The organism is Treponema sp. OMZ 840, from assembly GCF_050937815.1.
In the GTDB taxonomy this organism is placed as follows: Bacteria; Spirochaetota; Spirochaetia; order Treponematales; family Treponemataceae; genus Treponema_C.
Window position 1 is genome coordinate 113621 of sequence record NZ_JACDIJ010000004.1, and the last position, 16409, is coordinate 130029.

At 43.2% G+C, this 16409-nt stretch carries 6 protein-coding genes; 2 read left to right on the forward strand and 4 right to left on the reverse strand.

Features of this window, described 5'->3' with window-relative positions; genetic code table 11:
• Positions 1-8: 8 nt before the first annotated feature.
• On the reverse strand, positions 9-854 hold the full coding sequence (locus H0R92_RS07710) for a sugar phosphate isomerase/epimerase family protein (protein WP_432962786.1): 846 nt from the start codon (positions 852-854) through the stop codon (positions 9-11).
• 166 nt (positions 855-1020) lie between these two features.
• On the opposite strand from H0R92_RS07710, the gene H0R92_RS07715 reads away from it, so the two are divergent.
• Together H0R92_RS07715 and H0R92_RS07720 are read left to right on the forward strand one after the other, a co-directional pair.
• Positions 1021-2046 carry a LacI family DNA-binding transcriptional regulator gene (locus H0R92_RS07715; RefSeq protein ID WP_432962788.1) on the forward strand — a complete coding sequence of 342 codons (1026 nt, stop codon included), beginning with the start codon at positions 1021-1023 and terminating at the stop codon, positions 2044-2046.
• Between the two features lie 151 nt (positions 2047-2197).
• Positions 2198-2908, forward strand: a complete 711-nt coding sequence (locus H0R92_RS07720; RefSeq protein ID WP_432962790.1) for a SanA/YdcF family protein — start codon at positions 2198-2200, stop codon at positions 2906-2908.
• Here the strand turns inward: H0R92_RS07720 and H0R92_RS07725 are convergent.
• The 3 genes from H0R92_RS07725 to H0R92_RS07735 all read right to left on the reverse strand — a co-directional run bounded on the left by H0R92_RS07725 (position 2877) and on the right by H0R92_RS07735 (position 16327).
• Complete coding sequence (locus H0R92_RS07725) at positions 2877-6743, reverse strand: UvrD-helicase domain-containing protein (protein ID WP_432962792.1); 3867 nt, start codon at positions 6741-6743, stop codon at positions 2877-2879. The genes H0R92_RS07720 and H0R92_RS07725 overlap by 32 nt on opposite strands.
• On the reverse strand, positions 6743-9709 hold the full coding sequence (locus H0R92_RS07730) for a PD-(D/E)XK nuclease family protein (RefSeq protein ID WP_432962794.1): 2967 nt from the start codon (positions 9707-9709) through the stop codon (positions 6743-6745). The genes H0R92_RS07725 and H0R92_RS07730 overlap by 1 nt, the downstream gene beginning before the upstream one ends.
• A gap of 159 nt (positions 9710-9868) precedes the next feature.
• Positions 9869-16327 carry a hypothetical protein gene (locus H0R92_RS07735; RefSeq protein WP_432962796.1) on the reverse strand — a complete coding sequence of 2153 codons (6459 nt, stop codon included), beginning with the start codon at positions 16325-16327 and terminating at the stop codon, positions 9869-9871.
• Between the last annotated feature and the right edge of the window lie 82 nt (positions 16328-16409).

Here is a 16409-nt window from a genome sequence, read left to right on the forward strand (position 1 = left end):
TATAAATTTTATTTAAACGTTTCTTTTAGAAACGCCAAGCCTCTACATGCAAGTTCGTCTTGACTGGATGCAACAGGCCTCCACAAAGAAACGGCACGGGCAATTTCAGTAATTGCTGTGGTAAAAGATTCAATAACGACAGGACCGTCGTATCTTATACGGCGCAGGGCTTCAGCAATACCCTTCCAATCAAGATGATCGTTTCCGGGAATTCCTCTATCATTTGCACATGCATGAAAATCAAATATTTTATCTTTTGCCATCAAAATCGCTTCAGATATTTTTTTCTCTTCAATGTTCATATGATAAACGTCAAGAAGAAAACCGAGATTATCGGCTCCGACTTTTTCGATTAACTCAAGCCCCTGCTCAACCGTATTTATACAATCGGTTTCATATCGATTTAAAGGTTCAATCGCAAGCTTTATGTTCTTTTTATACGCATATTCGCACAATTCTCTTATATTCGTAATAACATACTGCATTTGTTTCTTTTTTTCCGACACACTAAGTAAACGTGCTTTGCCGGTCGCGGAATACATCGGGCCTGCAACATAAGGCGAATGAGTTATTACTGCATAATCGATAAGTGTCCGTATATATGCACACCCCTCATTACGCCAAACTTCATTATCCGAACTTATATCACGGCTTTGTCCGAAAGCTCCGCATATATTTACCTGTATACCGATACGTTGAGCTTCCGCATAGATAAGTTCCGGAGAAAAGGAAGACGGATCTTCAACGCCTATTTCATATACATCGAATCCGAAATTATGGGCTTTTTGCAATTGATCTATTGTTTGCATCGAAAAGGGTGAAACCCATACGTATGAACTTACACCGAATTTCATAACTTCTCCTAATTAATTCTAAGTATAACCTCTTTTTTTTAATTGTCAATAAAAATTTACAAAATAATGAAAAAAAATATTTTTATTGACAAATATGTAAATTTTACATATAATATTTACATATTTAGGTAAATTTTGCATTAAAATTACACAAAGAGGAAAAAACATGCATTTACAAAGAACAAAACCTACATATTCGGAAATATCACAGGCAAGCGGAATCTCCGTTGCTACTATAAGCCGAATTATGAATAGCAGTAAAAGAGTATCTGAAAAAGCCCGACTTAAAATAATTCAAGCACTTACAAGCTTGGGTTATGATGCAAACACTGTACTTCCGCGCTTATCAATGGGCGGAGACTTTATCTTATTCAATATTCCGAATATAGCAAATCCTTTTTATAGTCTTATTATACAAGGTGCAAGAGATGCCGCAAAACGGAACGGGTATACCCTATTGATAAATGAAGATGAAATAAATGAAAAAACTATAGAAAATTTTCTTGATATGATTCAAAAACGAAAGCCTGCAGGAATTATTACAACGAATTCCATATCGCCGGTTATACTCAAGCGCCTCAACGCATTGCTTCCGGTTATCCAGTGTTCCGAGTATAATGAAAACCTTGATATTCCGTTTATAACAATCGATAATACTTCAGCCGCAAAAAATGCCGTCGAACACTTGTTATTACTCGGATGCAAACGAATTGCATTTCTTAACGGTCCGTTAGTATACAAGTATGCACGAAACAGACTTGCAGGATACAACAAGGCCCTTGAAACAGCCGGTATTCCCATCATTCCGGAATTGATTATTCAGCTCGGAGATATAAATTACGACATGGCTCTTTCTGCAGCATATCAACTTTTGAATTCCGAAAAAAGACCGGATGCTTTTTTTTCAAGTTCGGATGTTTATGCGGCAGCAGTAATTAAAGCGGCAAAAAAAGTCGGTTTATCGGTTCCTGACGATTTAGCCGTTGTGGGGTTTGATAATATAGAAATTTCATCGATATGTACACCGTCTATTACAACAGTAAGTCAACCGCGTTATCAAATGGGGCTTCTCAGCTGCGACATGCTTATGGAACGTATCAGTGACAGAAGCATTTCAATAAAAAATATCTATCTGGATACGGAACTTATTGTCAGAGAATCATCTTCACGATATTATAAATCAAGAATGTAATTCCTTGAATATTATACAAAATTACAGTATAGTACTGTTTTATAGTTGTTGGGAAACCCGAATTCGACGACATAAAACGGGGCAAAACCGACCCGATAGAGGTTGTCTGTCATAACTGTGCCAGCGTATATACAATTCAAGTGAGTGAGCTGTGATAAAAAAAATATTACGTGCATGTTTTATTTTTATTGTATGCATTGTGCTTTTCAGCGCCGTTGTAAACACATATATGGTGTTTTATGCAAAGGCTTTTGTATACGACTCTTTTGACGAACTGAAAAAAAGCGCTTCGGACAAAAGCGGATATACCGCCCTTGTTTTGGGAGCAATGGTTCACGGAAACAAGCTTTCAACGGTATTGCAGGACAGGGTCGATACGGGAATCGACTGTTATAAAAAGGGTATAACCGACGGTTTTTGCACAACACTGCTTTTATCGGGCGATCACGGCAAAAAATGGTATGATGAAGTAAATGCAATGCGCCTCTATGTATTGCGAACAGCTCCCGGTATCGACCGCACACGAATTTTTCTTGACCATGCCGGTTTCGATACGTATGACAGCTTATATCGTGCAAAAAATGTTTTTCAAGCCGAACGGATTATCGTTATAACACAGCGTTTTCACACATACAGAGCCGTATATATCGGGCGGAAATTGGGACTAAACGTATATGCCCTTGCCCTAAGTGAAAATAAATATGCCGAACGCTTACGCTCGTCATGGGCAGCACGCGAATATTTGGCGCGCGTAAAAGCCTTTGCGGACACGGCGGTACAAAGAAAGCCGCGCTTTCTCGGCGAACCGATTCCCGTAAGCGGCAGCGGTCTTAAAACATGGGATATTTTTGAAGATAAATAGAAGACTTGTTTTCCGTATCAAAAACAGCCGCATTTAAATCCGCCCGTTGCGTTTTGTTGGTAATATCGGCCGCATTGCCGCTTCGTAAATAGTAGACATAGGTTTTTACCTGTGAAAGTTCCGCATTGCGCATAAGGGCCGCAGCGCGGCGATAGGCGGCAAGCTGCAAAACATAATCGTCCGGATTTTCGTGTGCGTCGGTTTTAAAATCCACAACAACTAAAGAACCGCTTTCCGTTTGAAACACCAAGTCCATTTGGCCGTTTAAAATAAGTTCGGCATCGGCGGCGTTCTTTTTATCCGCATTTTCGGGATGCCCCGTATCAATACGCAATTTAAAAGCATATTCGTTTTTGCGCCAGGGGGCGTTTTTAGCTTGCCGCCCCAAATCGGATTGAATAAAATTTTCGGCCATTTTTTTTGCGGCAGCAAACACCCTTTGCTTTTGCGAATCGCTGAGCGCGGCTACGCTTTCAGGCGGAATTTTTGCGGCACAACCGCTGCATGCGGCTTCGGCAAAAGCATGGGCAACGGTACCGAAATGGTTATACGCAAACTCGCCGTTCGAAAAAGAATGTACGATTTCATCTATTTCCGGATACAGGGACTGTGTGCCGGAAGGGCAGACAAAAACGCCGGAGCTATCGTTTTCAGTTGCGGCTTCAAAAACGGTAAGCTGTGAAGGACTGCGATAAGGGCTTTGCAAAACCGGAGTTTCTATACAAGGGGTGTTTTCATATACCGAAGCCGCATCGGCTGTATCTTTTTTGCGCCGTATTTTTTTGCCGGGAAAACCGGTCCGGATAATATCTTCACGGCTCATAAGGGGAATGGTTTCCAGGGTAAAGGGCAACCCTTTGTTTTGTGCCGCAAACAGAGGCTGTTGCGCGCCGAGCGAAACGATGACGGGAAGCAAAAAAGCAAAAAAGGTATCGTTCGGAACGCAGTATTGCGCATTTGAAACCGAATAATCGGGAGAACCTTTTTTTATGCGTGCTTCAAAAAGAGCGTTAAGCTCATCGAGTAAAAGACGCTTTTCGTCTTGATGTTTTTCCGTATGAGCGTCTTGCATCTGCGCAAGTGTTTTTTTTGCTTCTTTATTTAAAGAATAAAAAGCGCTTACATATACTTCGCGCTCGGCGCGCGTAAAAGCTACATATAAAAGCCGGCGTAATTCGGCTTCTTTTTTTTGTTTAGCCTGTTCTTCCATCAAATCGAAAAAAATATTTTTTTTGCAGTCCTTTATGCGAACTGAAAGCGGAAAATTAAATGAAATTCCCCATTCCTTGTCGGCGTATATTTTTTCCGCATTTTTTGCAGCGCGGCCCTGTGAAGAACAACCGCAAATAAAAACAACAGGAAATTCCAATCCCTTGCTTTTATGAATGCTCATTAACCGAACCGTATCTTCACGCTCAAGGGGAATGTCCATATCCTGTAAACGGTCTTGATTGCCGCCTATCTCCTGTAAGGAATCGACAAAGCCGCACAGATTTTTTCCGCCTTTGTCGGCCGCACACGCAAGTTCATATAAATAATCATATAATTCGGCAAACAAAGCACCTTCTTCCGAGCGCAGGGTTTCATATCGGTAACCCGCTTCATACCATAACGCATTTAAAATATCGGCGCAAGAAGCGGTTTTTGCCGCAGTTTTAATACGTTCATACAAATGCAAACCTTCGGAAAAAAAGCTTAATTCGTCATTGTTCAAACAAGAGCCCGCATGTTCCGAAAAAAACACCGGAAAAAGGGCGGCATCTTTACGCGCCGTTTCAACGCAAAGAGATACCGCTTGAAGAGGCAAATTTACAAAGGGGGAAGCCAAAACCGCGGCAAAGGCATGTACGTCTTGAGGATAAACAACTAAACGTAAAAAATAATAGATATCGTTTACGGGAGCGTCGGAAAAAAAGCCGGTAACGGTTTCACAGCTGTAAGGAATATTTTGCAAGCGCAAATACTTTTCGTATAAATGCTGGCGGGAATAGGAACGGAATAAAACGGCAATATCGCGAGCTTTGTACCTTCCCTCTCTGATAAGCGAGGCAATTTTTGTACTTATAAAAAAAGCTTCATTTTCATCCGCCGCAAGCGACTCTCCCGCATCCGCTGCGTCTTCGAATTCTTCGTTTGCAGCGTCTTCTTTGTTTAAGAGAAAAAAATGTACCGGCGGACGAACGGAATTATCGGAAGTTACGGCAGAGCCTGCAAGGGCGCGCGTATATTCGGCTTCAAAGGGGGGAAATTCAGAGCCTTCTTTTACTGTGTTTTTTTGCAAAAAAACCGAATAAGGACTTTTTTCGCTTTGCTCGGAGCCGGAAAAATCGAAGCCGCCGAAAAAGGTATTGAATGCATCGATTAAAGCTTTGTCGGAACGGTAATTTTTCGACAAAAAAGATGCGCTTGCGGATAAATCGTCTTTCAGTTTTCTAAACACGGAAACGTCGGCGCCGCGGAACAAATAAATCGATTGTTTTTCATCGCCGACAAAAAACAGTTTATCCGGACACAATTCGTGTGAGGGCGGAACGGATTTTTCACTGCGCTCAATATGTTCGGCAAGCAAAAAAAGCATATCGCGCTGTTCTTCGTTATTGTCTTGAAATTCGTCAATCATAACGGCGCGCGTACGTTTTTTTTCGGCACGGCGTATATCGGGGTGTTCGATTAAAACTTTTAAAGCAAGGGATGAAACATCGCTAAAAGAAAGCGTACCGGATACGCGCTTCCATTCGTTTACCGAGTTTTCAAATTCGATAAGCAGGGGAATAAGAGCCAGCATATCGGAAAAATGCAAAAGATAATGTGCGCCGGCCGACAGGGAATCGTAAGCATTCCGTAATGCAGTGACAAGGCTTTTATTTTTTGCCGACATGCGCAGTTTTTTAAGCGTGTACAGTGCATCGAAAAAGGACAAAAGTTTTTTTTCAAGATTGTTGATAAGAGTTTGTTTTTTTTCGGGCAAAAGGCTGTCTTTTTGAATTTCCGATACGTATGCAAAAATATCCTGCTCATCGACACGGTTTTTCTGCAAAATTCCTAACAATTCACTCGCCTCCGGTAAATCGGCCGTATCGGCAAGGGGCGCCGCATTTTCATCGACAAGGGCAAGAGATTCTTTCCATATGGCGGCAATTTTTTGTATTTGCTTTTCGATAAAAAATTTAAAGTCAAAGGGGCGTGAAAGTGACGAATACCGTATAATAAACGAAGCAAAAAAATCCCGGGCAATAAGGTCGACGGGCTGTAAAGCGCATAACACTTGCAGGGCGGGATTTTTTCTGTGTTTTAGGGTAAAGGAAAGAGCTTCTTTTTGCACAAACTCCTGTATTTTTTGCACATCGACAGTGAAATCGGGGCGTATTCCGTAAAGGCGCGAAGACGAACGTAAAACGGAGGCACAATAAGAATCAAGCGTTTGAATGCGCGCTTTATGAAATTCCGCAAGCGCTTTTTTCGATCGCTCAACGGCATCCGTATCGGCGTCTTTATCCGCAGCAGAGTCAAAAGCAAAAACATCCGCAGCCGGCTCGGATTCCGGAGTATGGGTATCTTTTTTTTCACAGGGGGCTGCAAGCATTTTTAAGTTTTTATAAATACGCTCGTACATTTCGGACGCCGCCTTATTTGTAAACGTAAGGGCAAGCACCGAATCTATATCAAAGCCCTTGTCGGCAATAAGGTGGACAAAGCGGCGCGCAAACACAAAGGTTTTACCCGAACCTGCTCCCGCGGCGACAACCGAATTATCGGTGCACATAACCGCCGCTTTTTGCTCGTCATTCAATCCTTTTTCCAAAAGAGGATGCAATCGTTCCGGATATGCTTTCATTATCGCTTTCTCCCCAATACATAAGTTGTGCGGCACAGTGTTTTATACGCGCAGGACGCACAGGTACTGTAGGGCACTGCACTTCCGTCGGGAAAACGGCCAGAACATTCCGGATCGGTAAACAGGGGAACGCAAGCCGATGTCAGTGAGGCGGCATAGACACCGGCTGCATTTTTCAGTTCTTTTAAAGTTTCATCCACCGAAGATATTCCGTCCGCGTAAATGCCGCAGCGTTCCAATACATCTTTATCAAAGTGCGGCTTTTTTTTACCGGTTACCGGAGATACAATGCGGCCGACAATACTTGTAAGCTCTTTATTGTGTATACTGAAAAAAGCGGCGGCGCTTACCCATGGACGCGAAGCGCACTTTACCCCTTCGTAAAGCGATATATAGGACGCCAGTTGAAAATCTGCCAATTCTCTTTGCGGCAGCTTTATGCAATCCGCGAATTTGGGCACGCCGCTTGTTTTAAAATCCACAATATAAACGGAATCGGAAACGACACTGCCGAGTACGCAGTCGATTGTTCCTTTTAAAATCCATCCTTCGTTTTCCAAACTTAACGATTCTTCGGCCGATAAAATACGGCAACCGGAAAACCACAGTGTAAATTCGTAAAAAAAATCGGTTAAAATTCGTATAATTTGATTTTCTTGTGTGCGGAAATTCTCGACGGTAAGCGCGCTTAAATCGGTTTGTAAAGCGCAGGATTCCGGCAAATGCTCGATAACTTCGCGCGTAAAAAATCTAATATATTCCTCATGCGTTTTCGGGAGCTTTTCGTTTTCCAAAACCAAGGGGCTGTCGGTTTCTTTAAGGCGATTTAATACGCGTTTGATTATTTCATGATACAAAATACCGATAAATACGTCATCGGAGACGGCGGCTTGCGCCCTGTATTCTTCTATACGAAGTACGCGCGAAAAAAGCCACTGCTGCGGACAGGTATAAAAACTTTTCAAAGCGCTCGGCGATACTTTTATTTTACCGGTATCCGCGTCAAGAGCATATTGTAAAATACGCTTCTTTATAAAATCGGCAGACAAAGGAGGCAAGGAAGACAAAGGAGATACAGAAGACAAAGAAAGCGCAGTTTTTTTTGCCCGCCCCCCCTCCTGTAAAGGAGGCGAAACGCTGCGGGAAGCCGTCCATGCTTTAAAACCTTTTTTTTGTATAGAATGCAATCGGGGCGGCAGAGAAGCGTCGGTACGCCAAAAGGCTTTTTCGGCTGCAAAGTAATCGGGATAATAATCGGAATATAAAACTCCGTTTTCGCCGTTTAAAGCGTTTTTTTGTGTTTTTCCCGCCGCTGAAATTTCACATGCATTAAAAACGTTGTGAGCGATCGTATAGCCTGAAAAACTTTTACGGGCGCAGCTGACACGCAGCGTGTGCTCCGAATGAAAGGCGTACAAACGCGCAAAAATGTCGGACACATCGGTATCGCTTATATGTAAATCGAAGCGCTTCGGGTCGGCTAAAAAGGAAAGCGGGCGGTATACGACGTTTAAAGCATCTTGAGAAGCGTTAAGTATAATATGCTGTTTAAACGGAGCGCAGGATGCGACCTTATAGGAAAAAACGCTTACGCCGCGAGTAGCGCTTTGTGCAAGATATTCTTTTGAATCGAGTACGGACACAAAAAAAGCAAGCGGTTTTGAACAGCGGGCGGCATCGGGATACGAAAGCTCTATATCTGCCAAAGCCCCCAATTCGCTTATGCAGCGGCTTATAATACGGTTGTTTTCTTCGGTAAACAGTTCGGGATTAAAAAATGCGGAACGAAAGGCAAAATATTGTTCGCGCAACTTTTGAAAACCGGCCGCATCCGCCATAGCTTTTACATGCTTTTTAAGCCGCCGATATAAAGTAAGCGCACGTTCTTCGTGCCCGCTTTTCGCAAAAGCCTGTTCCCACACATCAATACCGTCATAAGAACATACACAATTATTTTTTATACCGAAGGAGATTAATTGATTTATCGCCTCTTCATCCTTCCACGGAAAAGCCGAATCGGTAAGCAAATCGCGCACTGCGGTAAAAGAAAACGAATCGGCATCACAGTTTTGTATAAGGCTGAATAAATTTCCGGCAGGATAGCGGCTTAAGATTTTACCCGAACGAAGCTGTACGGGGATATTGTATAAACCGAATTCGCGCATAACGTACGGCATCAGATTTTCCGCATCGGGAACGCTGACGGCAATATCCGTCCATTCAAAACGGGCCTGTACCGCGCTTTCACCCGTTTTTTTTCCCGCACTCGGATCACAAAGCGAGCGGATATATAAGGCTATTTCCCGCAATTCCGTACGCGTATTCGAATACGAAAAAAAACGGCAGTGCTGTGAATCGAGCGGAATATCCGGAACATGAATAAACGTAACATGACCGCTTTGCTCCAATAAGGCGCGGTATTCTTCAAAATCCTGCAAGATTTCCGGATACACGATAATATACGTTTTACCTTCATCGCAAAACGGCGGCATTTCCCATGCCGGTTCGAACAATGCGTTTTTATCCAAAAAAGTTCGGTATTGTTTTTCAAGTTCGTATAAGTCGGCGTCTTCTGCGTCACAAGGAGCCGAACTGAACGAGCGTTTTTTTTTCCATAAAGCAAGCAGGGGCAAAAGCGAGCTTACCCAATCGGCAAAACTTAAAGCCGAAGCGGCGTATTCCGGCGGAACAAGTGAAGAAAAAAACGGTTCGGCCGCATTGCGCTCTAAAAGCCGTAAAGCAAACAATTTCCGCAAAGCCGACGGAATGCTGTTTTTTTCCTGATGAGCCGCGCGTACCGCTTCGCTTTTAAACCTATCCCATGCGCTAAAGCGTTCAAGGGCAACGGCCTTTGTAAAGCGCAGCGCATAATCCGACCAGCACGAAGCGGCAATATCGGTGGGAAATACAAAAAAAACCGAAGGATTGTGTATATGCGCTTTAAGCGCGCTTTCTATCGTGTGCATCCGGAATACGAGTATAACACAAATTAAGCGTTCATGCAAATTAAAAGCGCAAAAAGCATCCTAACGAAAAGCCGCACGAAAAAAAGGGCTGTCGAAAAAGACTTTATTTTTTCGACAGCCCGCTTGGTTTAATTAATCAAACACTGTATTGTTTTGTTTTTACTTTTTAAGTACGGCCTTTTTATAACCGTCATAAGTCATAAAGCCAAGCATCATTTTATCGGTCCATGCCGATACGGTAGGAACACCATGACAGACAGTTTCCTCTTTCGGTACATCCTGTGTAGGAACGGTCATAGCTTCCCATGCACCCGTAAACGAATCATCCTTTGCACCATTCTTTAATGCCGTAAAATCGGTACGCCATGCAACGCGTACCGAGCTCGTGGTTTGGGTAAATGACGGATGGTAATAGGAAATATACGGAACATTATTGGTACCTTCTTTTCGGGTAGTAATCATTATTTGAGTTCCTACTGAAAGATAGCTGTCAACCGTAACAACCGTAGGAGCTGCATTGTAGCTTGCAAGATAGGCATATTTTAAATCGCCCTTTGCACTGTTATAGTAGGCAATATGTATACCGTCGTTTTCGTCAACTGCAAGGTCTACATACCATCCTGCATAGCCGGAATCAATAACCTTTGCATTTGTCTGCCATACACCGCCTTGTACCGGAGTTTGCGGAGCATTATTCCAAGAATACACCAATCTTTTTTCCGAAGCATCGTACCATGCGACAACTGCAACACCGCCGCTTGTTACACTGACGGCTGCATATTCACCGCCTTTATAAGTAGAGTTTTTATCGGCAACAGTATGGAAACCCGGAGATGAGCCGTTGGGAAGAGAACTAAGTCCATTGTTACCTGTAGTTGTTCCGCCATCCTTAATTCCTCCTGTAAAAATATTAGAACTATCAACAGTACCGTAACGGAATTTTACCGGATTATTGGGATGGTTTGAATCAAAATACACCATATATACCTTAGCTGCGGCAGTGGTTCCGGTAACAACCATCTTAGGCCGCTTAACCCTGTTGATGTTATAAATATTCTGATTATAAACTTGTTCAAGCCGTGATTTTCCTGTCCATGAATATTGATAAGCATGACTATAACTAGAATGCCCAACCGCTGCCGCTCTGGAATAGAATGAAAACTTTGATGAATAATTATCTACACGGTCGGTATTGGTTGCAAGGGCATAAATATTTCCGTTTCCGTCAAAGGTTACATCCGTATTGTGAAACTTATTAAAACTGGAATCGACTTTCTCTTCAGTTCCATAATTATTCACCATCATTTCCGGTATACCCTTGCCGTAGCTCATATACCACCTGCCGCCTTTGTCCATTTTCATTATGGGACTGGTAATGTCTTTTGAAATCCCGAAATCTTCAAGCTTCCATACAGCAAGTTTAACATCATCGTTCAAGTATTTATTGGCAGTATTAGCTTGCACATTATAGGGTGTCTTTGTCGGTTTTCCGTGCTCATCAAAGATAGGTTCGGCATTTATGTTGTTTATTGCCTTAACGCCGCCAACCTCAATATCCAAGACCCCGGATTTTTCAGTGCTGCTTACCGTTACAGGATAATATTCACCGGTCAAAGCACCTACTGTAAGAGTTTCAGGCCCCATCTTAACCACAGGTGTTTGTGTCAAATTAAAACCGTACAGTTTAATAACTTCTTGCTTATCTACCACATAATTTGAGCCTTGTTTTTTGTAGGTAACATACACGGGATAAAAACCTTTGGCAGACCGGCCAAATTCTTTTCCCGCATTTTCCGAAACAAAGGTTTCAATTCGTGTAATATAGGGCACAACGTTTACCTTAATGGCAGGCTCATTCGTTGTATACTTATATAATACGGCAGTTGTAAATTCGGTCGGAACATAATCTTTAAGCTTAAGTTGATTTTCCGTTATCGATTCGACACGTGTCACATACAAAGCTTCGCCGTTTTTAAAGGAGATAAACTGTCCGGGTTTTGCATGTGCAAAATCGGTATGCTCCGCCTTGTCTTTACTCGGGCGGTTTACTCCGCTCACTTCCGCCGACGAGTCGGAAGCCGAATCAAGCGAATTATTGGTTCCGTCGTTCGCGCTCACCTTTATATCTTTTCCAAGCCCGACGCCGGTTTTTTCGCTGTCCCATTCGAGTTTCCATTTTACATAGTAGCCCAAATAATCATAGTCGGATTCTTCAACTTCAAATCGAATATTTGAGGTTGTATCCGAATACACGTTCCATGAATTATTCGTATTTGTAATGCTCACGTTTGAGGCATTGGGCAGCGTTGCTTTAAGCGTCTTTAATTGAATATTGTCGTAGGCAAAGCCGCGGACTGTCACCTTTCCGGAAACGGAAGAATGATTGTTATTAAAAGCGGCAATCGATCCGATTTCCACATGTCCGTTTTCTCTTTTGTTTTGATACAAAGAGTTTTCGTTTTCACCGTTCCACCGGAAGGGCAAAATAACAACCGTCGGCCGTATTGTATCAATGGCTTCAAAAAGAGTACTTATTTTTACCTTCGCATTTGCGCTGTCCGTTCCGGCAGTAAGACCGTGGGCGGAATCCCACAGTTCAAGCATAAGCTCTTTTACGTTTCCGTCCGAATTGCCGATTGTGTTTAAATTCGCCGCGCTTAAGGTTATTTCATGATTTGACGGCATGTTAACAAGGTTGTGCCCCGCCAAAGGATTGTTGTTATACACAAGTTTATACTTTATCTGTCCTTGGCCGCCCGTAAAATCGACCTTTATTTTCGAATTATTTTTATCTTTAAAAGCAAAACCCGTACTTTTATAATCCGCCGAAAAGTCAAGGTTTTTATCGATTACAATATTCGACATCGCATGGTTGGCGTTTGTATTGACAAAATCCACATCGCTTCCGCCGATTTTTGTTTTAAGCGTAATCGTTTGTACTTCAAACGGTTTATTTTTTACGATTACATCGATTGCAGGTTTTGTACCGCCGTAAGCGGAGCCGACTTTGTAGGTATTACCGCTTCTGTCGGTTATCTTGTAGTGTAGTTTTCCTTTTCCGTCGGATAATGAACTTAAATTGATTGTTCCCTCCCACGTAACTTGACCTCCGAGCTGTTTGGCTATTTTATTGCCCGGATCGGTTTCGGTCATTGTAACTTCGTCGGAAAAAACACCGTTTACCTCTACCTTTGCTTTTACTTCTTTTACACCGGAACCATCGTCATTTGCAAGCCCTTTTACAATCCAGTTTCCGCTTTCATTGTATATAAGAGTCTTTTTTTTGTACAAAATATAGTTGTGGTTACCGGGCGAAGCGAGGACGGGACTAAAGTTTACCTGATCGCCGCTTACACCGGTTACATCTGTTGGCGTATTTCCTATCAAAAGTCCCAAATCATTAAAGAGGTTGTTGTCAGTACCAACATAAGCACGTACGGTATCTGCAAGTATGTTATCGGTAATGGAAGAAGCAGCGAAATTTCCGTTATCGATATACATATGTTCTCCGAAATCCCCTGCGGGGTCGGTCGTATCGAAACGGAAGTAAAAGTTTTGCTGCGAAATAAGAGCCGGACTTACCGTATTTTCGGTAATGGAAACGGTTATGCTGAACTCCCCTGCACTTTGAGCGGCGGCACTGAGTTCATCCAACTTAAGAGGAATTTGCAAATTGAAGTTTCCGCCCGAAGAAGGCACAATCCAGCCTTCAGCCTGCGCTTGAGTAAGATTGTAGTTTACACCGCCTTTTAACCCTGTTGAACTTATGGTAACGGCTTTTATACCCGCATCGTCGTGTAAAGAACCGATAAGTTTTTTACCCTGTCCTATCCACATATTGGGCGTATAGTCGCGCGCATCCGAACTGCCTGCAGGGTTTGAGCTTAAAACATCGTCAATTTTTATGGCATGCGGGCTTCCGATTGTAGGAGCTGATTTATCGACCGTTATCTTTCTTGCAGGCGATGTCCATTCGCCCATTGTTCCGTTTTTATTTTTAGCACGAAGTCTAAAATATACATCCTGCTGGGTTTGTCCTGCAGCCGGATTGTCAAAAGATTTGTCGCCGTTTATTATAACTCTCCATTCGGCGCCATTATGCACTCCCCCCGCCCCGGCGGTTGTAATAACACGGCCGTTGCCGTTATTGTACCAGTCTGTTGAAGGAATACCGCCCGTACCGCCGAAAGTACCGTCAGTAGCGTTGTTAAAGCTTCCGTTCCTTGAAAACTGTATATACACTTCGCCTACAGCTCCCGGTCCGCCTATAGCGGCGCTTGCCGTACCGAATATTTGAATGGTACCGCCCAAAACGGCATCGGCTTGCGGCGAAAGCACTCTTACTACAGGCTTTGTACCGTCGGGATTAAAGAGAATCTGTTTTGTATGTACCGTTTTGTTGCCTATCTCATCTTCGGTTAAAATGTACATAGGTATTTTTTTATACGGTCCTACGGATTCGCCGTATTCCGCCGGAATAACCGCATCCAAATTAACTGCGGCGCTCCACGAGCCCTTTGTCGAAGTAGTCATTGCCTGCCAACCTGTAGCAGTTACGTCGGGCGCAGGCGTTTTTTTACCCAAAATATATTTCGTCGACGAAGCTTTTACGCCGGCTTTTTCGTCGGTAATGCTTCCCGAAATCGTTAGACTTCCGGCTTGCGGAACGTCAGGTTCCGGATAAGTTATATCTACGGCAGGAGCCGTTTTATCCACAAAAAAGTCGGTACTGTCCGTATCGCTTTCGCCGGTGGGATTTTTAGCCAAAAAGTGAATTTTGTATTCACCGTTTTGGGGCGGAGCATCATTCAAAGAACTTATATCGATGGCCGCCTTATATTTGGGGTCATTCGGATCTGAGAGATTTACTTTTTCCAATATCTTTAAAGGATCGGGGGTTGCGGGAACCGCAGCACCTACATTATAATACACCTTACCGCCGGCATCCAAACCGGTAACATCGACAAATACCTCGAAGTTTTTATTTTTAAAACCTTCAGGACGGATAGCGCGTATGCGCGGCCCGCTTCCCGTAGAGAGGAAGTTGATAATATACAAGCCGTCCGTTACCGTATTTGAGGTATCATAGGCTGCAAATTCTTCCAGACCCGTATCCTTTCCCTTAACTTTAAGAAGATATTTTCCTTCAACAAAGGGGTTCGGAAGTACACATTTTACGCGCAAAGTACCGCCTTCGACGACGGTAATCAAATTATCGGCCGTTAAATCGGTCTGCGTTAAATCGGCAAATTTTAAAAGAGAAGTTTCAATAAGATTTGTTTCCGTTTTAAAACTGTCGGTTTCGGTTCCGGTTCCGTTCCATTTTAACAATACAATTTCTATATCGCTTCCGTGATACGTGGCCTCGGTAAGAGGATTGCCGTTTACTATCGGTTTGTTATCTTTGTTTCGTACAAGCTCTACGGCAAAAGACGTTTCCACCCCGTTTTTAAAAAGCACGGAAGAAGCGTGACCGAGATTGAGCGTAGCCTTGGGCAAAACTTTTACACCCGATACTTTAAAACCGGGCGACTTACTCGGATCCAATTTAAAGGTACTGCGCTTTTCGCCGGCCCCTGTCATGTTAATCATCTTGTCCTTAAGCGCAGTTAAAGCCGCCGTATCTGCCCGCAGTTCTTTTATTTTTTTATCGTGATCGTTTTTATCGGAACCTTTTTTACCGGCAAAATAATCGCTGATTACTTCGGCGGTATAGCCTTTGGAAAGCACGTCGGTATCAATATCGTCGCGTAAATAATACCATGCGGCTTTATTCCCTTCGACAGAAGAAGATACCGTGTCGTAAGGACGCGCATTGTCGAACAAAAATAACTGTGCTTTAATAGCTTTGCCCGGATCGTCGGCTTGTAAATCGTACAAAGGATTGCTCGGTGCTGTACTGTGAACCGCCACTTGAGCATTTATATTTTTACCGACAAACATATTTGACATATCAATCGGTGTGCCCAAACCGGGGCCGGGCACAACGACATTCAGTTTTTCTACCGTGTTTTGCTCGCCGACTTGTCCGATAACGGTAAAAATCGCACCGTAACCGTCGCCGGTAGTCGGACTGTCATCTTTATCCGCAACGGTGGAAGGACGGCTTACTATAAAAACGGGAGGCGTATTGTCTATTTTATAGCTGCGGTTTATGTTTACTTTTTTATCGTTGCGGTCGGTAATTGTAACGATAGCCGTATATTCGCCGTCGGGAATGGGATATATTTTTACCAGCTCATGAGAAGCTTCGTTTCCCGTGGGACTGTTATTAATAGTGACAGTCCACGATACGTTCAAAGCGCCCGGCTCGGAAAGCTGGGCGTCAAAGGGACCCTTTCGTTCGCGCGTTTCGATATTTTCAAACACAACCGAAACGGCTTTTACGCCCTCATCGTCGCGGGCCGTACCTTTTAGGACAAAGTTTCCGCGTATAGGCGTTTCTCCCGAATCCGGATAGATTATTTCCCCCTTAGGCGGTAAAATATCGATTCCCGCGCCCAAAGCAATATGCTGCGGACATGCGGCATAAAAGATTAAACTTAAAATAAGTAATCCCGAAAAAAGTATACTATTTTGTATGTTTGCTTTTTTACCTTGTGTTGTTTTGTTTTTCATAAATGCCTCCAAAAGTTTTATCGTAAACTTTTATAAACAAAAAGCGGGCTGTCTAAAAGTAATGCACGTTTAAGACACCCCT